Here is a 22,021-nt window from a genome sequence, read left to right on the forward strand (position 1 = left end):
CCCGCTTATCCTATACTAGACTTATTCTTGTTCAATAAACTCTGTGAAATTATCCATAACAGTACGAACCGCACCCATTAAACTCTCTCTGAATATTCCAGCCACGAGAATAATAATTGCAATCAAAACTATAACTGCCACCATATTGGAGTCTCCTTTTTCATCATTCATAAAATTTTGCACCCCAAAATATGCCTTCCACAATAACTCTTCCATTTTACTTTTCATAATTTTAATCTCCTTTTTCTAATAGTTTTATTTAAGTGAATGGTTTCCCAATTACTTACATAGATAAAAATACCGGCACCATGATCATGATCAGGATTCCGATAAAGATCATAGCTGTAGGAACCAGAAGCTTGGAATTGGCCGCCTCTCCTTTTCGTTTTACCAGATGTTTCTTTTCTTCCCACATCTCATCAGACATTTCTTTCAGGAAATAGGAAATCTCCGCATTTCCCTTCTGCATATTCTGGATCACCGTGGATGTGAATCTGCGGATCTGTTTGATGGCGCACCGGTCTGCAAAATGACGGTAGGCGTCTATCTCTGCCACTCCGTTTTTCATCTCCTGAACCGTGGCCTGCATTTCTGTATAGATCACTCTCTCTCCCCCAAAAGCCACCTTTTCCCAAGCTTCCCGCAGGATCATACCAGAGTTTACCAGCAGGGTCAGTTTTGACAGCACCTGGGGAATATCTGCCAAGATCTCATCCCTTCGTGCTGAAAGTTTATCATTTAGAAGCTCCTCTATGTACCACATGGCCAGACCTGCCAGCAACACTCCCATGACAACCGCCATAGGCTCATTAGCCATAGCCCCAAGCACTGCAAAAAATACCAGCACAGTAAAGCCATATGTCCATTTTTCCCCATTGATCACATAGAAATAATATTCTGCATACCGCTTTCCCTGAACCTCTGCGATCTCTTTTACCCTTTTTCGTCCCTGTTTGCTCCTGCTGTCAATCTTCAGGAATTTCATCAGGGCAAATCCCACGCAGAACAATTCGGGATACTTAAATTGCTCCGAATCTATGGTTTTAATCATTGACTCGTAAATTTTCTCATATTTCTTTGCCAGCACGATCCATGCAAGTACCAGAACCGTAGCTAAAATCAAAAGAAAAAGTCGCTGTGTATCCATATCCTACCACCTATATCTTAATATCGATTATCTTTTTGCCGATCACATAGGCAAGCCCGAAAATGCCGATGCAGACCACTTTCACAAGGACTGTCAGCGGAGTATTGGAGCCTGCCATACTGGTTCCCAGCCCTTTCAGCATGACCACGATCACTATCGGCATGACCATCATAATATACAACTCGTTTTTAGAGCCGGAAAGCATAGTTTCAATCTCCATCTCCATCTCAATCTTGTCATTGATGATCTCTCTGGTATCGGATACGATCCGCTTCAGGTCACTTCCCTGGCGGTTGCAGACCTCAAACACATTTGCAAAGCTCATTGCATCATCCAGGCCACTGCGCCTGGCAAAATCCAGCAGCAGTTCCTCTATATTGATATTGTTTTTCAGTCCTGTGCATATAATCTGGACCTCCCGGACAATATCTGCATCTTCACCATAGATGGAGATCATATCTCCAACTGCATCTTTGAAAGCCTCTACAGTATTCTCTCCGGCAGAATAAGAGGAAGTAAGAGATTCCAGCAGATCCTTAAACTGGGTCCGCAGTTCATTTAACTGCTTCTTTTGCTTATGCTCCCGATAATATTTTGGAAGAACAGCAGCACATACAATCCCCCCTGCCAGAGCCACTGCCGGAGTATTAAAAAATGCCAGCAAGACAACAAATCCCGCCACAAATCCCAATATCCATGCCAGTAGATAATCCAGCCGAGTCATGTGATATACATGATAATCTTTCCCTATACCAAGAAGGCCCCGAAGCTCTATATATTCTTCTTTTTTCTGTTTTTTCTGAAACATACTAAATAACCTCTTTAATGCCCGATAATCTCAACTTGTGATCATTAATCAAGGGATTTTCCGTCCGTGTCAGTTTTCCGGACACCTTTTCTAAAGTAGACTTTTCATCCTCCTGAAAAATGTAAAGAGGATTAATCTGTATTTTTCCATCTTTATATCCGGTAATTTCACTGATTTCCATAGTTCTTCTTGTTTTGTCCCGAAGTCTGGATAAATGAATGATAATATCCACTGCGGAAGCAATCTGCTGTCGAATAGCCTCCAAGGGCAGCCCTTCCGCTCCCTGAAGTACCATGGTCTCCAGACGACTGAGCATATCTCTGGTACTGTTGGCATGGCCGGTACTCAGAGAACCATCATGTCCCGTATTCATGGCCTGAAGCATGTCCAAAGCTTCTCCGCCTCTGACCTCACCTACAATGATCCGCTCTGGGCGCATACGTAAGGAAGCCCTAATCAAATCCCGAATTGTCACTGCGCCACTGCCTGATGCATTGGCATTTCTTGTCTCCATTCTGACTAAGTTATCAATCCCCTCTATCTGGAGTTCAGCAGAATCTTCTATAGTGATCACACGTTCATCATGAGGGATATAACTGGACATGGCATTGAGAAAGGTGGTCTTTCCCGAACCAGTTCCTCCTGAAATAAAAATATTATATTTTGCCCGAACCAAAAGTTCCAGCACATGAGCCACCTCTGGCGTGATGGAACCAAACTTCAGAAGCTGTTCAATAGTCATGGGCGTCTTGGAAAACTTTCGGATCGTCACCGTAGCCCCGTTCAGGGATATTGGCGGCAATACCACATTTACACGTGAGCCGTCTGGCAGTCTGGTATCCACGATAGGATTGGCCTGATTTACTTCTCTTCCTGCCTGTCCTACAATCTTCTGAATAATATCTTCCAACTGTTTCTCATCGTCAAAACTCTGTTCCAGCTTATACAGAGCGCCTGCTTTTTCAATAAAGACTTCCTTCGGCCCGTTGATCATGACCTCCGTGATCTGCTCGTCTTTTATGATAGAGTCCAAAAGCCCCAGGCCGCGGATAGAGCTGAAAACCCTTTCTGTAATATCTACCCGTTCTTCAATCGTCAGATATTCATCCCGGACTTCTTCTACGATCATCTGTTCAATAGCGTCTTCTAGAGCGTTATTATCCATCTGGTTCAAATTATACCGGTCAAAGATCCGTTTTTTCAGTTTTTTGGCAATCTGTACTTTCTTATCCTCAGTCATGACAACCTCCTGCTCATAGTAAGCTGATGGTATCAAGCTCCTTGATCTTTTCAATCAAAGCTCTTCCCGTAAGTCCTTCGATACGATGTATCCCTCCTGCTACCGGAACGGCTGTCTTGCCTATCTGTTCGCTGCTTTTCGAACTGTAGCGGTTATACAGCAGGCTCATTTTGCTCAGTATCTTTGTGTCTGTCCTACTCTCCAACACACGAGCCACCTCACAGAATCTTTCAAACTTTTGGTTGCCGGAAGGGGTTCCATCAGATACATATATCACCTTATCTGCAAAATCCTCTATAATCTGCATCATTCTGTGGGAAACGTCTTCCGCATAATCAATTACAATCTCTTCATACTTCTTCACCTGAGCGATTCCGCAGATCAGTTCTTCCACCTCCTGGTCTTCCAGTTCAAACATATCATAAGCATTCTTACAGTCCTTAAGAAAATCCACACCAGAAGAATCTGTCTGGATTGTGCTTTCTAGTTTCAGGAGCAAATTGCTTTTTTTGCTTTTCAAAGAATAGATGATGTCTGAAAAACTTAAATTCCCTTCTCCGGAAAAATAAATTTCTGAGCTTCCAAATTTTTCCAGGTTCAGGAAAAAAACTTTTTTCTTTTCTTCTGCACATCTAATAGCATAGGCTGCTGCTGCTGTAGACACGCCGCTACCTCCCTGGGCAGAAGTGAACAGGACAACTTTAGCCGCCAGATCATTTTTCTTTAAGCTGACTCTTCCTGCTCTTTCCGCATAAAGACTAATCATCTGCTTATAGACTGTCTCCGCTTTCTGATATTTCCCGATAGCTGGAATCCCGTTTATTTCTTCTGCAGCAGCATTTTTACTTAAATATCCTACGGTCAGACCCTGGGGAATCCTGCTTGCGTCAAGCTTTATATCCTGATCGACCAGCAACAGTTCCACCGATGTCTCCTTCATTCCCTCATACAGCAACTCCTCATTGGAAAATAAGGATAACGCTACTCTTTCTCCATATTTTCTCTGGAAAGCTTTTGCCAGCCTTCTCATATATTCTGCATCTTTATCAAAAACCGCTACCTTTATTTTCATATTTTCTCCCCTCTTGTCTACTAACCATTTACTTAATATTATACTGTACTTTCTTGGATTCCTAAAGTCTCTGCGCCTTCATTCACCCTACAATTTATTACAAAAAAAAGACCATTTTTACAATGGTCTTTTTTTAGCATTTTTTCACGTTATTTTCAAGAAGCTATTCAATATCTTTTACTGCCACAAAATAATGATCAGGCAGTCGCTCCCTCCATAATAGGTCTGCCAGGAAAAAGACTGCCCTGGAGCCACTGCAGTGCTGTTCTGCACCGCCTCTTGGATGAGGCTTCCCTGGACCAGCTCCTGAACAGCCAGGTCATAGCTGTCCTGACTGGCAAACCGCAGTTCTGTCATCTCAGCTCCCTGAGCCAGATCGTTTTGTATCACCTGATAAATCTGGTTCCAGTCATAGGTCTCATACCAGCGTCCCTTATTTTTGTAATAATTATAACTGTCATCCTGGCAGGGAGGCAGAGGAATGGTATCATCCGGCGTATGAGTGGGAGCTATGGTATCCCAGTTGCAGCACAGATAGCTGTATGAAATATAAGCATCATTCTCTACAGGATTCAGATATCCCGGGTTGCCCCAGGTCACGTCCATATAATAATACTGCTCCCCTATCCTGACCAGATTCCAGGCATGGCTGGAAGGCCTATCTCCCGTTACCGTGCCTGTGACCAGTGTACAAAAGATCCCCATTCTGTTCAGCAGATACTGGGCAGCTTTGGAATACCCCATGCACACTGTCTTCCCTTCCAGAAAAACACTGCGTATATTCTGATTCTGAGGACTGTTTTCCTCATAAGCCACCTGATCGATAAGGGTTTCATATACATATTTAATCTTATCATAAGTATCACCTTGAGGAGCCGCTGCGATCCACTGATCTGCCTTTGCCTCTATCTGCTCCCGCAGAGAGCTGGCCTCCTGGCTGTCCACCTGGTATTCCGGCTGTACCTCCATGTTCTGAACACCCCCTCCGGGAAGTTCCTGGTAAGTATAGCTGCTGGTGCCGTCAGTCCAGAAATATTCCGGGTGGTCTGCCATTAATACCCTCATCACTTTTTCCAGTTGTTCCTGGGAAATAGAGTCCACCGGAATCTTCTCCTGAAAATTCTCGATTCCTGCTGCAAGCTGACGGTATACTGTCTGTTCCTCTCCATTCAGAGTACTGTATCCATAATAATAGGCTGACTGTTCCTCTGTGATCTCACGTTCTGGAATTTCTGCTGTTTCTTCTTCCTCTGGTTCTTCCTGAGAGCTCAGTGTGTTTTGGACGGTTTCCCGGAAAAGATCCACCGATTCTTCCAATTCCTGAGAACTGCATCCCCATAGGCTGGTAAATATAGCTGTACTCAGCACACAAGCTAATATTTTTTTCTTAATCTTCAACACCTCTTCCGCCTTTAGATTCTTACCTTGGTTCCCTTGGTATCCCTTTTTGCCAGCTTCAGTTTATTCAGTGTTATCTGCTTTTCTCTATAGGTAATCGTATGTTCAATCCTGTTTTCCAGCATATAGGCATGTTCTACCAGATCTTTTTCTCCCATTCGGATTCCCCGGACGCCCATGGCATTTTTCTTCTGCACCGGTATTTCCTCTTTCAGGAATTTCAGGAAATAGCCCTCTCTGGTCTGAAGTACCAGATGTTCCATAGCTCCGGCTGGCTGTACCATAACGACTCTGTCCTCTTCTCCCAGTTTGGTAGCTCCTATGGTTCTCTTAGAGACAGCAAATTCACTGCCCTCCACCTGTTTCACCATGCCTTTTTGGGTAACAAAGCATAGCATTTCTTCCTTTACCTGGGACAGAGAGACCACTAAAACGATCTGCTCTGTCTTGCTGTCATAGTTGCTCACATTGTCAACAGGCGTTCCCTTATCCCGAAATTTCCCATAGGGCAGGTCCATAACCTTTACCAGATGCATCCTTCCTGCGTCTGTGAACACACAGATCTTATCTGTATTCATACAGGTAAATACATATTTATTCTCTGCATCTGCCGTCTCTTTATTCCTCTCATAAACCGAGGTGTCCACAGTCTTGGCGTAGCCGAACCGGTCCATGAGAAAGACTACCGGAGCTTCTTCAATTTTCTTTTCCTCATAGACAACTTCTTCTGCATTTTCCACGGCGGTCTTTCTGGGTGCCGCATATTCCTTTTTGATTTTTTTCAGATCATCCATGATCACTGAAGCCATAGAATCATAATTATTCAAAATATCCTCATAAGCAGCGATTTTCTTCAGGGTTTCTTCATGCTCTGCCATAAGGGTTTCTATTTCCAGGCCGATGAGCTTATACAGACGCATATCCAGGATTGCTCCAGCCTGACGCTCTGTAAAACGAAGTTTTGCCGCCTGTCTCATACTGGTCTTTGTTTTGAATTTAATTCCTTCTGTAACTCCATTTACCAGGCAGTTTTTCACCTGTTCCCGGCTCTTGCTGCCTCTGAGGATTTCAATGATCAGGTCGATAACATCGCAGGCCTGGATCAGACCTTCCTGGATCTCCTGATTTTCTTTCTCCTTTTTCAGCAGGCTGGTATACTTCCTGGTAGCCACTTCAAACTGGAAGTCCACATGATGCTCAATGATCTGCCGAAGCCCCAGGGTTTCCGGCCTCTGCTCTGCCACTGCCAGCATATTCACTCCGAAAGTGTCTTCCAGACGGGTCTTTTTATAAAGCATGTTCTTCAGGTTTTCCACATCTGCGCCTTTTTTCAGTTCCAGGACAATGCGTATCCCTTCTTTGGAAGACTGGTTGGAAATATCTACAATATCTGTAGTCTTCTTCGTCTCCACCAGAGCCGCCACATCATTCAGGAATTTTCCTATATTGGCGCCGATCATCGTATAAGGGATTTCTGAGATTACCAGAAGCGTCTTCCCGTTTTTTCCTTTTTCCGTCTCTACTTTTCCCCGGATTTTAATCTTGCCGGTTCCCGACTCATAAATAGCAGGAAGGTTATCTTTATTTACGATAATCCCTCCAGTGGGGAAATCAGGGCCTTTTATATATTTCATCAGTTCTTTTGTAGTGATCTGATTATTTTTCATATAGGCAATAACACCGTCAATCACCTCTCCCAGGTTGTGAGGAGGAATACTGGTTGCCATACCCACGGCAATTCCATCGGCGCCGTTTACAAGAATGTTTGGGATCCGCACCGGCAGCACTTCCGGTTCCTTCTCCGTCTCATCGAAATTAGGGACAAAGTCCACCACATTCTTGTCCATGTCTTTTAAATATACTTCCTGGGTGATCTTCTGGAGACGGGCCTCTGTATAACGCATAGCCGCCGCCCCATCTCCCTCAATGGAGCCAAAGTTTCCATGACCGTCCACCAGAGGCAATCCCTTTTTAAAATCCTGGGCCATGACTACCAGGGCCTCATAAATGGAACTATCACCATGAGGATGGTATTTACCCATAGTATCTCCTACAATACGGGCACATTTTCTATAGGGCCTGTCATAGCGGATCCCCAATTCATACATATCGTACAGAGTTCTTCTCTGCACCGGTTTCAGTCCGTCTCTCACATCAGGAAGAGCACGGGCAATAATAACACTCATTGCATAATCAATATAAGACTTCTGCATGATCTCCGAATATTCTGTCCGGATAATATTTTCATGAATACCTGCCGCCATACTCTACCTCCTAAACATCTAATTCTGCATCTCTAGCGTGTTCATAGATAAATGCCTTTCTGGGCGGTACCTCTGTTCCCATAAGCACTTCTGTTACCTCTGAAGCCATACGGGCATCCTCAATTTCCACCAGGCGCAGCCTGCGGGTCACAGGATTTAAAGTAGTTTCCCATAGCTGCTGGGCGTCCATTTCTCCCAGACCTTTGTATCTCTGGAGTGTAAAAGGGCCTTTATGGGTCTTTCTGTACCGCTCCAGGGCTTTGTCGTCATAAAGATACTCCTCTTCTCCTTTAGAAGGCATGGCTTTATACAAAGGCGGCATGGCAATATATACATGTCCTTCATAGATAAGCTCCGGCATAAAACGATAAAAAAGGGTCAGCAGAAGTGTAGAGATATGGGCACCGTCTACATCCGCATCTGCCATAATGATGATCTTATCATAGCGGAGTTTGGTAATGTCAAAATCATTTCCATAGCCTTCAGAGAATCCACAGCCAAACGCATTGATCATAGTCTTAATTTCTGCATTGGCAAGCACTTTATCAATAGTTGCCTTTTCCACGTTCAGGATTTTTCCCCTGATAGGAAGGATTGCCTGGAAGCTCCTGTCTCTGGCAGTCTTGGCACTGCCTCCTGCAGAATCTCCCTCCACAATAAAGATTTCACAGACATCAGGATCCCTTTTCTCACAGTTTGCCAGCTTTCCATTGGAATCAAAAGAATATTTCTGTTTTGTAAGAAGGTTTGTCTTGGCCTTCTCTTCGGTTTTCCGGATTTTTGCAGATTTTTCTGCACAGGCCAGGATATTTTTCAGCACTTCCAGATTCCTGTCAAAGTATAGAACAATTTCCTCTCCGGTAACCTTTCCCGTAGCCTTAGATGCATCCTGATTATCCAGCTTTGTCTTAGTCTGCCCTTCAAATCTGGGAGCCGGGTGCTTAATGGAAACTACGGCAGTCATTCCGTTCCTGATATCCGCCCCTGTAAAGTTCGCATCCTTCTCCTTCAGGATACCCAGTTCTCTGGCGTAACTGTTCATTACTGTAGTAAAAGTGGTCTTAAAGCCCGTAAGGTGGGTTCCTCCTTCTGCATTATAAATATTGTTGCAGAATCCCAGTACATTCTCACGGAACTCATTGACATATTGAAAAGCCGCCTCCACAGTAATCCCGTCGCACTCTCCTTTAAAATATACCGGTTCATGGATAGGCTGGCTTTTTTTATTCAAGTCTCTGATAAATCCCACGATCCCTTCAGGCTCGTGATAAACGATTTCCTCCGGTTCCTCTCCCCGGTTGTCCTGAAACAGAATCGTCAGCTCCGGATTCAGATAGGCGGTTTCATGGAGCCTGCTCTTAACCTCTGCTGCTGCAAATCTGGTCTTCTCAAAAATTTCCGGGTCAGGCAGAAAATTTACCAGAGTCCCTGTATTTTTTGTTCTTCCTAATTTAGGGAGAAGTCCGTCTTCCAACTGGATCACAGGGACTCCTCTCTCATACCGGTCATGATGGACATAGCCATCCCGGCTGATCTTTACATCCAGATATGTGGACAGGGCGTTTACCACCGAAGAGCCTACTCCATGGAGACCTCCGCTGGTCTTATAAACCTCTCCGTCAAATTTTCCGCCTGCATGAAGAGTGGTAAACACCAACCGCTCTGCAGACATTCCTTTTTCATGCATGCCTACAGGGATTCCCCTTCCGTTATCCTCCACTGTAGCCGAACCGTCTGGCTCCAGAGTCACACGGATATTGCTGCAGTAGCCGGCCAGATGCTCATCCACTGCATTGTCTACGATTTCATATATTAAATGGTTCAGACCCTTGCGGGAAACACTTCCGATATACATTCCCGGACGCTTGCGCACTGCTTCCAGGCCTTCCAGCACAGTAATACTGCTGGCATCATAAGTATTCTTCTTAGCCATTTCCAGATTCCTTCCTTCCTATAAATAATCCCTGTCTGCCTGTGAACTTTGAATCTTTCTTACAAGCAAAGCTGCCAGAAAGCCGCAGACAAGTCCTAACCCTGCCCCTGCCAATACATCTGTAGGAAAATGTACATAAAAATATAACCGGGATATCCCCATCAGCACTGCCAGAAAAACCGCCCAGATACCAAACCTATGTCCCATAAAGAGCAAGGCCCCTGCTGCCGCAAAAGATGCCATGGTATGCCCAGAAGGAAAAGAAAAATCCTCAGGCACTCTTATAAGCATCTCCACAGAATCATTAATCCAGCATGGTCTGGGTCTGGCCACCAAAGGCTTAAGGATCCGATTTGCCAGGACAAAATCAAAAACCAGGGCGATCAGCACAGCGGCTCCCGAAGCCCTGTATTTCTTCATCAAAAAAAGCAGGAGTCCCAGCAGTATCCAGAACCAGCCTGCCTCCCCCAAAAATGTAACAAAGGACATGAGGCTGTTCAGGACAGGTGAGTGTATACTTTGCAGGAAGTCTAAAATTTCAAATTCCCATTCCATAAATCCTTTTCCTCCAAACAGACTTCAGCAATTTCATTATGTCTTTCTTGACAGGTCTTATGTATCATATCTCATTTTTTCCTGATTTTCAAACCCTTTCTGCATTTCCAATATTATCAAACATATGTTCGATTTTGTCAAGAAAAAATTTTTTTCGATTTTTTTCAAAATATGTGTTGACTTTTAATGGAGAATCATGTATTATAATCAAGCACGGTTCGTTGGTCAAGCGGTTAAGACGCCGCCCTCTCACGGCGGAAACACGGGTTCGATTCCCGTACGAACTGCTCTTCGGGAAATACTTGAAAAAGTATTTCCCTTTTTTCATTATAAAAAAGCAGGAGTCAGACTTTGGCAGCCTGCATATATTTCATTTTTCGGGGAGGTTATTATGGAAAAATATATTGATCTGCATGTTCATTCCTCTGCTTCAGATGGGACTCTCACTCCTTCACAGGTAGTTGCCCTGGCTGAAGAAAAAAAGCTGAAGGCCTTTGCGCTGACAGACCATGATACTACCGCAGGGCTGGAGGAAGCGCTTTTGGCAGCTGAAGATACTTCTGTAGAAGTCATTCCCGGCATTGAGCTGTCTACTACCTGGCTGGGCAGGGACGTTCATATTGTAGGACTGGATATTGATTATAAAAATTATTATTTTCAGGAAACTCTCTCCCGCTTTCAGGATTCCAGAGAAATTCGAAACGAAAAAATCATGGATCTTCTCCGGAAAGAGGGCATTTCTATTACCAGAGAAGCTATGGAAGAGTCCTTTCCTGACAGTGTATGGACCAGGGCTCATTTCGCCAGATATCTGCTGGACCGGGGATTCGTAGGTTCCATAAACGAAGCATTTGACCGTTATCTTGGGGATCATTCCAAATGCTACGTCCCCCGTGAAAAAGTCACACCTTTCCAGGCCGTTCAGCTTATCCACGAAGGAGGGGGCATTGCAGTCTTTGCCCATCCTATCCTCTGCCGCCTGGACAAAGACCGCCTGGAAAGTCTGACTGCGGAATTAAAACAGGCTGGCCTGGACGGCATCGAAGCCTACTATTCCACCTATCGCCATTCTGATGAACAAACGGTAATCCAGATTGCAAAAAGGCAGGGGCTGGCTCTGTCCGGCGGCAGCGATTTTCATGGCAGCAATAAACCTCAGATTGAGCTTGGCACAGGAAAAGGCAATCTGAAAATTCCTTATCAACTTCTGGAAAATCTTCGCCGCCGCAATACGCAAAGACGGTAGGATAACCTATAAAAAGAAGACGCTCCTTCTCTGGTCAGCCCTTTTGAAGGATTCTGACTCCTGAGAAAAAGCGTCTTTTTCTTTATACCTCTTCTGGTGCCTCAGCCGGTATAAAAATACGGTCATGGCCGGAACCTGTCTTTGTTTCTGCTATTTTGTGGGCCTCTTCACAAAAATATTCCTGAGAATTCACAAGCTGTTTTCCTCTCTTGTCAATCTTTTCATATGTACCGTCAGGCTGTAAGATATGGGCCTTCACATTATCCGCAAGCTGGATGTGAAGGATATGTTTTATCTCTTCTTTCAACCGGGGATCCTCTACAGGGAACACGATTTCCACACGTTTATCCAGATTTCTGGGCATCCAGTCTGCACTGCCCATAAACAACTGCTCCTTGCCGTCGCTGTAGAAATAAAAGATTCTGCTGTGTTCCAGAAAATTTCCAACAATAGAGCGGACTGTAATATTCTCACTGACTCCCGGTATTCCCACTTTCAGACAGCAGATTCCCCTGATGATCAAATCAATCTTAACGCCTGCTGCACTTGCTGCATATAAAGCTGCAATAATATCCCTGTCACAAAGAGAGTTCATCTTCGCTACAATCCTGGCCTCTTTTCCTTCCAGCGCTCTTCTCTGCTCCATTTCAATCAGATGAAGAAATCGGTCTCTCATCCAGATAGGCGCTACCACCAGTTTATTCCAGCTCTTTGGCTCTGAATAGCCAGACAGCATATTAAATACCGCTGTGGCATCTTCGCCGATTTTTGCTGAACATGTCAGGATACCACAGTCTGTATACTGCTTTGCAGTAGAGTCATTGTAGTTTCCTGTTCCAAGGTGAACATATCTGCGGATTCCCTCTTCTTCCTTCCGTACTACCAGAGTAATCTTGCTGTGGGTCTTCAGGCCCAGCAGTCCATAGATAACATGGCATCCTGCTTTCTCCAGTTTCTTGGCCCAGACAATATTATTTTCCTCATCAAATCTGGCCTTCAGCTCCACCAGAACAGTAACCTGCTTTCCATTTTCCGCTGCCTGAGCAAGAGCTGCGATAATCGGAGAATTTCCGCTGACACGGTAAAGCGTTTGTTTGATAGCCAGCACTTCAGGATCTCTGGAAGCCTGACGTACAAAATCTACCACCGGGTCAAAACTCATATAAGGATGGTGGAGAAGAATATCCTGCCTGCGGATCTGTGTGAAAATATCCTCATCTGTCATCATCTCTTTTACAGGGGCCGGTACATAAGGCTCCACTTTCAGATCATCAAATCCTTCCAGCTTATACATCTTCATTAGGAATGTCAGATCCAGAGGACCATTAATATAATGGATATCCTCCTCCTTCATGTCAAATTCTATCTTTAAGATTCTAAGCAGTCTGGGATCCATCTTCTCTTCAACATCCAGACGGATTACTTCTCCCCACTGTCTTTTCTTCAGCTGTTTTTCAATCTCAGTAAGGAGATCTGCAGCCTCGTCTTCATCGATAGTCAGGTCCGCATTTCTGATAATTCTGTAAGGGCAGGCACAGACCACAGGATTACTCAGAAACAGCTTTCCGATATTTCTCTCTATAATCTCTTCAAGAAGAACTACCGTAGTTTTGTCTTTTTTATCTCCCGGTATCTCAATGATCCTTGGCAGAACAGATGGTACCTGAACCGTAGCAAACTCCAGTTCTTCTTTTTCTTTCTTCCCTTTTTTGGCGATCAGCGCACCAATATTCAAAGTCTTATTCCGTATCAGAGGAAAGGGTCTGGCACTGTCCATAGCCATAGGCGTAAGAACCGGATAGACAGCCTCCTCAAAATAGCGGTCTACAAATTCCTTCTGCTCTTCACTGAAATCTTCATGTTTTTCCACTACCTTCACTCCCGCCTTTTTCAATGCAGGAATAAGAGATCGATTATAGGTATTATACTGCGCCTGGATCAGACTTTTTACCTCAGGCGCCAGAGCTTTCAGCTGCTCCTTTGGGGTCATGCCGGCAATATCCGGTTTGGTATATTTTGCATGGACCATATCTTTCAAAGATGCTACCCGGACCATGAAAAATTCGTCCAGGTTTGATGCCGTAATACTTAAAAATTTCAGTCTTTCAAATAAAGGAATGTTTTTATCTTTGGCCTCAGAAAGTACTCTCTCATTAAATCCCAGCCAGCTTATTTCTCTGTTCCGGTAATATTCCGGCTTTGTATATGCTTTAAAATCCATTGTCCCAGCCTCCTATTTCTGTTTCTTTCTCTTCAGCACCGGACGGATGCTGAATATTTCTTCAAAGAAATCTGCCGCCTCTGTAAGCAGCACCTTCTCAAGAGTCAGATCTGCTTTGGAAGTCACACGCATAATCAATTCCTGCTCTTTTACAGAAACCGTGATTTCTTCAATTTTCTGCTTATGGCTTCTGTCCAGCACATTTGCCACCCGCATAATCGCTGTCAGTTTTGCTACCTGCATATAGTCCTTTCTGTCGATCATTGCCTTAGAGTCTGCCTCATTATAATATTCAAATGGCAGTTTGATAAATCTGACCACATTGGCGATCAATTCTCTCTCTACATGAGAAAGGCCGATGATCTCCGTAGACATGATGATCTCATAGGCGCACTGGGAAGAGTTACTGGAACTGATAAAGTTGCCGCAGTCATGGAGAATAGCCGCAATCTGAAGAAGCAGCCGTTCTCTGGGGCCCATTCCATGTATCTTTTTCATTCCATCGAAAATGGCCAGTGCATTTTTCAGGACGCATTGGGTATGATTTTTCCCACTCATATACCTCTTTGCAATATTTTTAGCGGAAACAATAATATCATTTTCAAAATTATGCTTGCTCTTAATAAATTTATGCTTCTCTGCATAATCGTAAGAAATACCATCATTCAGCTGGGTTCCCGGCAGCCACATGGTCTGGGCTCCCAGTTCTTCTACAAATACCCGGTATATGATCATGGCAGGGATCAGGATTTCCGCATATTCTAAAGAAACATCAAGAGATACTGAAACTTCTTCCGGAGAATGGCTTATTACCCACTGATACTTCTCCATAAATGCCGTATATCCTACTGTACGGTTTTCCTTCATGCTCTGGGTATTCTCAAAAAGCTTATCCAGAAAAGAATCTCCCATAAGGATAATATTATCGATTTTCCGGTCTTTCAGATGCAGCTTTTTAAATCCGAGAATCTGATTATGTACCAGCTCCTCTACCATTTTTTCGTAATGAACAGTTTCTTTTTCTGCGGGATATAGGATTTCTCTTACACGGAGACTGCCCAGCATAAAACGCTGGGTTGTAAGCAGAGCATCCTTATCAAACAGAGAAATCTGCATATTTCCTCCGCCTACTTCGATAATTGCCGTGCCCTTCTGGATCATTTTTGTAAAAGATTCTTCCTTTGCAGCCACGGATTTATACCCAAAAAACCTCTGTTCCGAATTACTGAGTATCTCTACCCGGATCCCTGTCTTCTGATATACCTGCTCCAAAACAATCCAGACATTCTCCGCCTCCTGCAAAGTGCTGGTAGCGCAGGCTCTGTAGTTTTCTACCTGATAGCCTTCCATAATATGAGAAAAGTCCCTGAGAATATGACAAAGCTGTGTAGCCGTATCGAAAGTAATCTTTCCTTTCCCATAGGTGTCTCTTCCCAATTCGAGTCTCTGCCGCACCTCATCTATCTGGCGGATTCCTATTCTGGGGGACATTTCATATATGTCCATACATACGTTATAGGAACCTACATCAATAGCGGCAAATGTTGTAATTCCCATTACTTTTTTCTCCTCCTGTTTCTTCATTCTTTCTGGGTCAGCCCGGGGAACTGTTTCCCTCCTCGGACATTTCAGGACTGCCGAGAAATTCTTGCAGTTTCTCGTATTCTTTCTCCGCTGTACGGTATCCCTCCTGATAAAGAGCCTCCAGCTTTTCTCTGTCCTTTTCCACTCTTCCAATCTCTACTGGCTTTTCAGGACAGATAATAAATACATTTCCCTTCTCTTCCTCCTGATACAGGTAATCCAGTGTTTCGTTATAACGGATATGCCGATCTTTCATTCGTTCCACAAGTTTTGGAAATTCTTTCTGATATCGAAGCCGGATAAGAGGCATCGCCTTGTTCGGCCCCTTTCTATAGCTTCGGTCTCTTGTAAGAACAACCACTGTCTTTTCATTCCCCAGTTCCTGAGATTTTCTGACCGGTATGGAGTCCGAGACTCCTCCGTCCAGATAAGGCTTATTTTTAATCCAGACTGTTCTGGACAAAAGAGGAAGTGAACTGGATGCCCGGACATAATGGATTCCTTTATGCATGTCATCCAGCTTTTTATATTCTGCCTTTCCTGTATGGCAGTTAGTAACTACCGCATAAAAGTCTGTAGGATTCTTGTCATAGGCTTCATAGTCATAAGGATTTAATTCCTCAGGAATTTTCCTGTAGCACATATCCACGCCAAACATGTCTCCTGTCTTCACCAGGCTTTTAAAACTACAGTAGTTTTCATCATCTAAATAGTCTGTATTTGTCTCAAAACCTCTCCTTCTCTGTTTGGAAAGATAACTGCAGGCATGACAGGCTCCCGCCGATACGCCTATGCAGGTATGAAAAAAAATGTCCTTATCCAGAAAAAAATCCAGCACGCCGGCAGTAAAGGCCCCTCGCATGCCGCCTCCTTCCAGAACAAGACCTGTTTTACTGTACCAATTCATAAAGTCCCTTCTTTCTGTTCATTGTTTTTATTGTAACACGAAAATAGGAAGTAAAAAAGTTAAATCCATTTAAAAATCTTATCTTATGATTACCATTTTCCACTTAAAGTCTATCTTTCTCTCTTAAAAGCAAAAGGAGCAGTCGCATTAGTTCATATATCAAGAATAAACGGTATAAATATTCTCGATTTTGAATAATGCAACAGCTCCCTTGCTGTTTGTATAACTAACGATTCTTACTTTCTTGTTTTTGATTGTATATCTCTTTTAAATCTTCAACAGCCATCGCTGGGTCTAAGGTGTGAAATCCCAGATAACAGCTTCTCATCAACGGTCTGTCAGCCTGAGAATAAATCTGTCTGCTACTTTCACCAGTATAAAAATGCCAGTATCGGTACACATATCCCATCCAGTATACCTCCTCCTGGTCATAATTTTCTCCCAAACAGTTTTCTAAGTTCACTTCGTCCATCAAATTCTCCAGGATATATTCTTCCCCTGCCCATTGCATTCGGTCATATCAGTGATGAATACAACAACAGTATGGACATGTGAATCATATTCCTTTTTTAAATAACCAGAAAGAATACCCTACCGATATGGCAACACAGATAAGCAGGATGCCGATCATTGTAGTGAATATAAGCGTATCGCCCAGCCAGATACCTGCAACACCATCTAAGGCAACTAAAATGCCGCCTAAAATAAAAAGTTTTCCGCCTAATCGGTGTGTCCGGTACCAATTTTCTTCACTACATAATGTCCAAGGTAATTTGATACCGATTGTATAATTTTGTCGGAGCTTTGGCAAATAGTTGCCAAGAAGAATAAATAAAGTCCCCATCAAAATGGAAACTGCAGCCGAAATATTTACTTTTATTCCAAGTGCAATCAAATAGGTTATTCCATTCATTAAAATCGAGATAACGGGAACAATCCAGAATATCAACGTCATTGGTTTTTTATGAATATTTGTTTTTTTAGGATCGTTCAAAGTTAGAAAAACTGAAAAAAGATGTATGATTATCAAAATACATGGCAAAAAAAATACTGTTGATGCTTTACTGGACCATCCATTTGCCTGTCCATTTGCACCCCAGTGAGTCGCAATGGAATCTGGAAGTTTACTCCATAAAATCAGTCCGATCAAAATCGGCAGCCCCGTAAGAAATGTAGTTAAAATAATCGTTCTCCTATATTTTTTCATATCAAGTTTCTCCTTTCAAATCTGACAGCCATACCATAATTTCTTCCAGAACAGTCAGATTCAGCTCATAGAATATAAAATTCTTTTCTCGTTTTTCACGTATCAAATCTGCTTGCTTTAGAATCTTAAGATGATAGGAAACGGTTGCTTGAGTCATATCAAAATGCCGTGAAATATCCCCTGCCGAAAGACACCCGTCTTTCAGCATTTCAAGAATCCGTCTCCTTGCCGGATCTGATAATGCTTTAAAAGTTTCTGCAAATCCCAATCTACCACTCCCTCGTATAGATAATTCCTGATTGCAACTATTTAGAAATATTTCTAAATAATATATATACCTTTCAAATCCTTCTGTCAACAGTTATCACCAATACTTTTTGGCAATTTGAATGATTACTGTTCTTTTCTGTTCAACAATATTTAAATGTCCAGTAGTTTAGGATTTTGTGCAAGAAAAAAGCTCTCTAGCCAAAGGCTAAAGAGCTGAATTACTGCCGGCAGCGGGACTTGAACCCGCACGTGGTTGCCCACAACAGATTTTGAGTCTGCCTCGTCTGCCATTCCGACACGCCGGCATCTTTTGCTGAACCGATAGTTAGAATATCACAAATTCAGGAGAATTGCAAGTGTTTTCTGCAATTCTCCTGTAATCCCTAACAGTTCAGCCATGGAGCTGTCCTCGTCTCTATTCTTACTTATTGCAGTCCAGTTCCTTATAGATATCAAAGCAGTCAAAGGTAGCAAAGTAATCCTTTGGTGTCTCCGCTCTCCTGATAAGCTGGGTAGTTCCGTCTTCTTTCAGCAGGATTTCTGCCGATTTTAATTTGCCATTGTAGTTATACCCCATAGCAAATCCATGAGCCCCTGTATCATGGATCACCAGAAGGTCTCCCATATCAATTTTCGGCAGCATTCTGTCCACTGCGAATTTATCATTGTTTTCACAGAGGGAACCGGTAATATCATATTTATGGTCACAGGGCTGGTCTTCCTTGCCCATAACTGTGATATGATGGTAAGCTCCGTACATAGCCGGACGCATAAGGTTTACCGCACAGGCGTCTACTCCGATATATTCTTTATAGATATGTTTTTCATGGATTGCTTTTGTTACCAGGCAGCCGTAAGGTCCCATCATAAAACGGCCCAGTTCTGTGTAGATAGCCACGTCTCCCATGCCTGCCGGAACCAGAACTTCCTCGTAAACTTTCCGGACGCCTTCGCCAATAGCCCGGATGTCATTTGGCTCCTGGTCAGGACGGTAGGGAATTCCCACACCGCCGGAAAGATTGATAAAGCATACCTTAGCTCCTGTCTCTTTCTGAAGCTTTACTGCCAGTTCAAAAAGCTGTTTTGCCAGCATAGGATAATACTCGTTGGTCACAGTATTGCTGGCCAGGAAAGCATGGATACCAAACTCCTCTGCTCCCTTTGCTTTCAGGATACGGAAAGCCTCAAAAAGCTGCTCCTGGGTCATTCCGTACTTGGCATCTCCCGGATTGTCCATGATGCCATTGCTGATCTCAAAGATTCCACCTGGATTAAAACGGCAGCTGATTCTCTTTGGAATAGTTCCGATGGCTTCTTCCAGGAAAGGAATATGGGTAATGTCGTCCAGATTGATCGTCGCTCCCATCTCATAGGCGTACCGAAATTCTTCTGCCGGGGTATCATTGGAAGAAAACATAATGTCTTCTCCTGTGCAGCCTATGGCCTTGGACAGCATCAATTCTGTATAAGAGGAGCAGTCACATCCGAATCCATACTCCCGAAGAATCTGGATCAGGAAAGGATTGGGCGTTGCTTTAACAGCAAAGTATTCTTTAAAACCTTTATTCCAGGAAAAAGCCTCCTTCATAGCCCTGGCATTTTCTCTTATGCCTTTTTCATCGTATAGGTGAAAGGGCGTAGGAAACTCTTTCACAATTTCATCTAACTGTTCTTTTGTCACAAATGGCTTCTTCTCCATGTTTGTTCTCCTTTTTCTATTTAATCTGTATCTCAGCAAAAGGCTTCTCCGCCTGATAAAATCCAGAATTCATTATACGGAAATATCCTTTGATTTTCAAGTCATTCCTGCAATTCTTTATTAACTTTTTAACGCATTGACGCAATCCAGTCTCGAACTTCCAGCAAAGAGTCCATTTTTCCGTCTAAAATATCTTCTACACAGGAGGAATCCTTCAAAAGATCCGGTACCATTACCGTGATCATTCCCGCCTGATGGGCAGAGCGAAGTCCATTGTAAGAATCCTCCAGGGCCAATACTTTAGATGGAGGCAGCTTCAGACCCTGGCAGGCTTTTAAATATATTTCCGGGTCCGGCTTTGCCCTGGAAACCATATTTCCGGTGATCACTGTCTGAAAATATTCCCTGATTCCCTCTTTCTTCAGATTGCCGACTGCGTGTTCCTGGCTGGAAGAGGTGGCCACTGCCATGGGAATCTGCTCTTTTCTCAGAAAATCCAGCAGTTCATGGAGGCCCTTTTTTGTAGGAAGTCCATTGGCCCGTACATATTCCTGAAAGACACTTCTGTACAATTCCTGAAATCTCTCAAAGGGAAAATTTCTCCCATATTTATTCTTAAAGTATTCCTCTCTGGTCTTTCTGTTAAGTCCTAACGTATGATAGATATGATCTCCCAAAGGTCCATAGCCCATCCTCTCTCCTGCAATATTCCAGGAGTACTGCACAATTCTTTCTGAATCAAACATCAGCCCGTCCATATCAAAGACAACGCCCAGTATCTCTCTTCTGTTCATATTTACTCTCCATTTCATTTCCTGCAGCCTCATTTCTTCCCGTACTGCTCCCCGGAAAATCGAAAAAGCCGCTGTACCGGAGCATCAACTCCCGAGCTGTACAGCGGCTCTCCCCTCTGATTCCGGCTAGCAGCAAGCCGGGCGGACATGAGAGCATGTCCATTCGGCAACTGTCGCAAAGGTCAAAGACCCTAATACCTGCATCTTGGTCTTCGATTAAACTACTTCCAGAACATGAAGCATATTGGTGACTCTTCCTTCTGCCTTGGTATTATTCGTTGCAGGGTCACCTGCAGTAATAACTACCGTCTGCCCCTTTCTCACCAAACGTTTTCTTTTAATCGTTTCCATAGCGTTTACAATAATATTCTCTGTAGTATCTTTAATATAACCTTTCAGCGGAATAACTCCCCAGTATAACTGCATCTTATGCTGCACCATCTCATTAGGAGTTACTGCATAGATTGGCATGGAAGGACGGAAATTAGAAATCAGCCTGGCCGTCTTGCCGGACATGGTAGGAGTCACGATACATGCGGCGCCGATATTTCTGGCAGTACGCACAGAGGCAATACCAATAGCGGAAGAAATTTTGCTCTGCTCATACATGGTCCTGTGGTGAATATATTTTTCATAGTCCACATACTGCTCTGTATTCTCAGCAATCTCATTCATCATCTTCAGAGCTTCAATGGGATATTTGCCTGCCGCAGTCTCTCCGGAAAGCATAACTGCATCTGTACCGTCATAAATAGCATTTGCCACATCTGCTACTTCTGCTCTTGTAGGACGTGGGTTGCGGATCATAGAATCCAGCATCTGTGTAGCCGTGATAACCGGCACATAACGCTCATTACATTTTTTTATGATCATCTTCTGGATGTGAGGTACTTCCTGAGCCGGGATCTCTACGCCCAGATCTCCCCTAGCCACCATGATACCATCGGAAGCTTCGATGATTTCATCAATATTCTCCACACCTTCCGCATTCTCAATTTTGGCAATGATAGAAATATGTTCTGCATGATTTTCCTTAAGAATTTTACGGATTTCTTTAACGCCTTTGGCGCTCCGGATAAAAGAGGCGGCGATAAAGTCAATGTCCTGCTGGATACCGAACAAAATATCGTCAATATCTTTTTCTGTAACAGCAGGAAGTTTTACCTTGACATTGGGCACATTTACACCCTTCCGCTCGCCAAGCTCTCCGCCGTTTTCCACGTGACAGACAATATTGCCGCTCTTGATCTGTTTTACCTTCAGTTCAATCAGACCGTCATCAATAAGAATTCTGTCTCCCGCTTTTACGTCCTTAGCCAGGCCTGGATAAGTTACACAGCAGCCGGCTGCATTTCCGGTCATTTCTTCTGTATAGAGAATGAATTCGCTGCCTTCCTTAAGAGTTACCTTCTTTCCGCCTTCCAAAAGCCCTGTGCGGATTTCCGGTCCTTTGGTATCCAGGAGGATTGCCACCGGACGGTCCAGCTCTTCTCTTACATTTTTCAGGAGATTCATACGCTCTCTCTGCTCTTCGTGGTCTCCATGGGAAAAATTAAACCTTGCCACATTCATTCCGTTTTTCACCAAAGATTTCATAACCGTTTTCTTATCCGTATTCGGTCCCATGGTGCAGATAATCTTAGTACTTCTCATCTCTTTTCTTCCTCCTATTTTTT

At 43.6% G+C, this 22,021-nt stretch carries 19 protein-coding genes and 2 tRNA genes; 2 read left to right on the forward strand and 19 right to left on the reverse strand.

Annotated elements, in window-relative coordinates; translation table 11 throughout:
- Window positions 1-21: 21 nt before the first annotated feature.
- From B5G33_RS00950 to B5G33_RS00990, 9 genes are all read right to left on the reverse strand, one after another.
- Window positions 22-228: a Flp1 family type IVb pilin gene (locus tag B5G33_RS00950; protein ID WP_087416426.1), complete on the reverse strand. Its 207-nt coding sequence runs from the start codon at window positions 226-228 to the stop codon at window positions 22-24.
- Window positions 229-283: 55 nt separating this feature from the next.
- Window positions 284-1,147, reverse strand: coding sequence for a type II secretion system F family protein (locus B5G33_RS00955; protein WP_087416427.1), 864 nt, complete (start codon window positions 1,145-1,147; stop codon window positions 284-286).
- 10 nt (window positions 1,148-1,157) lie between these two features.
- Window positions 1,158-1,955: a type II secretion system F family protein gene (locus tag B5G33_RS00960; RefSeq protein ID WP_087416428.1), complete on the reverse strand. Its 798-nt coding sequence runs from the start codon at window positions 1,953-1,955 to the stop codon at window positions 1,158-1,160.
- Window position 1,956: 1 nt separating this feature from the next.
- Window positions 1,957-3,195: a CpaF family protein gene (locus B5G33_RS00965; protein ID WP_087416429.1), complete on the reverse strand. Its 1,239-nt coding sequence runs from the start codon at window positions 3,193-3,195 to the stop codon at window positions 1,957-1,959.
- 13 nt (window positions 3,196-3,208) lie between these two features.
- Window positions 3,209-4,267 carry a hypothetical protein gene (locus B5G33_RS00970; RefSeq protein ID WP_087416430.1) on the reverse strand — a complete coding sequence of 353 codons (1,059 nt, stop codon included), beginning with the start codon at window positions 4,265-4,267 and terminating at the stop codon, window positions 3,209-3,211.
- Between the two features lie 177 nt (window positions 4,268-4,444).
- Entirely contained in the window at window positions 4,445-5,665 is a 1,221-nt protein-coding gene (locus B5G33_RS00975) for a transglutaminase domain-containing protein (RefSeq protein ID WP_242974386.1), read from the reverse strand.
- A gap of 14 nt (window positions 5,666-5,679) precedes the next feature.
- On the reverse strand, window positions 5,680-7,929 hold the full coding sequence (locus B5G33_RS00980) for a DNA gyrase/topoisomerase IV subunit A (RefSeq protein WP_087416431.1): 2,250 nt from the start codon (window positions 7,927-7,929) through the stop codon (window positions 5,680-5,682).
- A 10-nt stretch (window positions 7,930-7,939) separates the two neighbouring features.
- Window positions 7,940-9,862 carry a DNA gyrase/topoisomerase IV subunit B gene (locus tag B5G33_RS00985; RefSeq protein ID WP_087267357.1) on the reverse strand — a complete coding sequence of 641 codons (1,923 nt, stop codon included), beginning with the start codon at window positions 9,860-9,862 and terminating at the stop codon, window positions 7,940-7,942.
- 18 nt (window positions 9,863-9,880) lie between these two features.
- On the reverse strand, window positions 9,881-10,417 hold the full coding sequence (locus B5G33_RS00990) for a phosphatase PAP2 family protein (protein WP_087267352.1): 537 nt from the start codon (window positions 10,415-10,417) through the stop codon (window positions 9,881-9,883).
- Between the two features lie 215 nt (window positions 10,418-10,632).
- On the opposite strand from B5G33_RS00990, the gene B5G33_RS00995 reads away from it, so the two are divergent.
- Both B5G33_RS00995 and B5G33_RS01000 read left to right on the forward strand, forming a co-directional pair.
- Window positions 10,633-10,704, forward strand: a tRNA-Glu gene (locus B5G33_RS00995).
- A gap of 104 nt (window positions 10,705-10,808) precedes the next feature.
- Window positions 10,809-11,663, forward strand: coding sequence for a PHP domain-containing protein (locus B5G33_RS01000; RefSeq protein WP_087267349.1), 855 nt, complete (start codon window positions 10,809-10,811; stop codon window positions 11,661-11,663).
- Between the two features lie 82 nt (window positions 11,664-11,745).
- On the opposite strand, the gene B5G33_RS01005 is transcribed toward B5G33_RS01000, so the two are convergent.
- The 10 genes from B5G33_RS01005 to pyk all read right to left on the reverse strand — a co-directional run bounded on the left by B5G33_RS01005 (window position 11,746) and on the right by pyk (window position 21,998).
- Window positions 11,746-13,884: an RNA degradosome polyphosphate kinase gene (locus B5G33_RS01005; protein WP_087267346.1), complete on the reverse strand. Its 2,139-nt coding sequence runs from the start codon at window positions 13,882-13,884 to the stop codon at window positions 11,746-11,748.
- A gap of 12 nt (window positions 13,885-13,896) precedes the next feature.
- A complete protein-coding gene (locus B5G33_RS01010) occupies window positions 13,897-15,441 on the reverse strand; it encodes a Ppx/GppA phosphatase family protein (RefSeq protein WP_087267666.1) in 1,545 nt (514 codons plus the stop codon).
- A 37-nt stretch (window positions 15,442-15,478) separates the two neighbouring features.
- The gene (locus tag B5G33_RS01015) at window positions 15,479-16,375 is read right to left on the reverse strand and encodes a patatin-like phospholipase family protein (RefSeq protein WP_087267343.1); all 897 of its coding nucleotides are present in this window, start codon (window positions 16,373-16,375) and stop codon (window positions 15,479-15,481) included.
- 226 nt (window positions 16,376-16,601) lie between these two features.
- Window positions 16,602-16,847: a hypothetical protein gene (locus tag B5G33_RS01020; RefSeq protein ID WP_087267340.1), complete on the reverse strand. Its 246-nt coding sequence runs from the start codon at window positions 16,845-16,847 to the stop codon at window positions 16,602-16,604.
- An 84-nt stretch (window positions 16,848-16,931) separates the two neighbouring features.
- Entirely contained in the window at window positions 16,932-17,582 is a 651-nt protein-coding gene (locus B5G33_RS01025; protein WP_087267337.1) for an SdpI family protein, read from the reverse strand.
- A 1-nt stretch (window position 17,583) separates the two neighbouring features.
- Window positions 17,584-17,850: an autorepressor SdpR family transcription factor gene (locus B5G33_RS01030; RefSeq protein WP_087267334.1), complete on the reverse strand. Its 267-nt coding sequence runs from the start codon at window positions 17,848-17,850 to the stop codon at window positions 17,584-17,586.
- Window positions 17,851-18,074: 224 nt separating this feature from the next.
- Window positions 18,075-18,157, reverse strand: a tRNA-Leu gene (locus B5G33_RS01035).
- A gap of 116 nt (window positions 18,158-18,273) precedes the next feature.
- The gene (locus B5G33_RS01040) at window positions 18,274-19,551 is read right to left on the reverse strand and encodes a diaminopimelate decarboxylase (RefSeq protein ID WP_087416432.1); all 1,278 of its coding nucleotides are present in this window, start codon (window positions 19,549-19,551) and stop codon (window positions 18,274-18,276) included.
- 128 nt (window positions 19,552-19,679) lie between these two features.
- Window positions 19,680-20,345: an HAD family hydrolase gene (locus B5G33_RS01045; protein WP_087416560.1), complete on the reverse strand. Its 666-nt coding sequence runs from the start codon at window positions 20,343-20,345 to the stop codon at window positions 19,680-19,682.
- Window positions 20,346-20,561: 216 nt separating this feature from the next.
- On the reverse strand, window positions 20,562-21,998 hold the full coding sequence (gene pyk, locus B5G33_RS01050) for a pyruvate kinase (protein WP_087416433.1): 1,437 nt from the start codon (window positions 21,996-21,998) through the stop codon (window positions 20,562-20,564).
- Between the last annotated feature and the right edge of the window lie 23 nt (window positions 21,999-22,021).

The organism is Blautia sp. An81 (assembly GCF_002161285.1).
Classification (GTDB): Bacteria; Bacillota; Clostridia; order Lachnospirales; family Lachnospiraceae; genus Blautia; species Blautia ornithocaccae.

Bases quoted from the DNA above. Each gene is read 5' to 3' on its own strand.
- B5G33_RS00950 (WP_087416426.1), bottom strand. From the start codon at position 228: ATGAAAAGTAAAATGGAAGAGTTATTGTGGAAGGCATATTTTGGGGTG.
- B5G33_RS00955 (WP_087416427.1), bottom strand. From the start codon at position 1,147: ATGGATACACAGCGACTTTTTCTTTTGATTTTAGCTACGGTTCTGGTA.
- B5G33_RS00960 (WP_087416428.1), bottom strand. From the start codon at position 1,955: ATGTTTCAGAAAAAACAGAAAAAAGAAGAATATATAGAGCTTCGGGGC.
- B5G33_RS00965 (WP_087416429.1), bottom strand. From the start codon at position 3,195: ATGACTGAGGATAAGAAAGTACAGATTGCCAAAAAACTGAAAAAACGG.
- B5G33_RS00970 (WP_087416430.1), bottom strand. From the start codon at position 4,267: ATGAAAATAAAGGTAGCGGTTTTTGATAAAGATGCAGAATATATGAGA.
- B5G33_RS00980 (WP_087416431.1), bottom strand. From the start codon at position 7,929: ATGGCGGCAGGTATTCATGAAAATATTATCCGGACAGAATATTCGGAG.
- B5G33_RS00985 (WP_087267357.1), bottom strand. From the start codon at position 9,862: ATGGCTAAGAAGAATACTTATGATGCCAGCAGTATTACTGTGCTGGAA.
- B5G33_RS00990 (WP_087267352.1), bottom strand. From the start codon at position 10,417: ATGGAATGGGAATTTGAAATTTTAGACTTCCTGCAAAGTATACACTCA.
- B5G33_RS01000 (WP_087267349.1), top strand. From the start codon at position 10,809: ATGGAAAAATATATTGATCTGCATGTTCATTCCTCTGCTTCAGATGGG.
- B5G33_RS01005 (WP_087267346.1), bottom strand. From the start codon at position 13,884: ATGGATTTTAAAGCATATACAAAGCCGGAATATTACCGGAACAGAGAA.
- B5G33_RS01010 (WP_087267666.1), bottom strand. From the start codon at position 15,441: ATGGGAATTACAACATTTGCCGCTATTGATGTAGGTTCCTATAACGTA.
- B5G33_RS01015 (WP_087267343.1), bottom strand. From the start codon at position 16,375: ATGAATTGGTACAGTAAAACAGGTCTTGTTCTGGAAGGAGGCGGCATG.
- B5G33_RS01020 (WP_087267340.1), bottom strand. From the start codon at position 16,847: ATGGACGAAGTGAACTTAGAAAACTGTTTGGGAGAAAATTATGACCAG.
- B5G33_RS01025 (WP_087267337.1), bottom strand. From the start codon at position 17,582: ATGAAAAAATATAGGAGAACGATTATTTTAACTACATTTCTTACGGGG.
- B5G33_RS01040 (WP_087416432.1), bottom strand. From the start codon at position 19,551: ATGGAGAAGAAGCCATTTGTGACAAAAGAACAGTTAGATGAAATTGTG.
- B5G33_RS01045 (WP_087416560.1), bottom strand. From the start codon at position 20,345: ATGAACAGAAGAGAGATACTGGGCGTTGTCTTTGATATGGACGGGCTG.
- pyk (WP_087416433.1), bottom strand. From the start codon at position 21,998: ATGAGAAGTACTAAGATTATCTGCACCATGGGACCGAATACGGATAAG.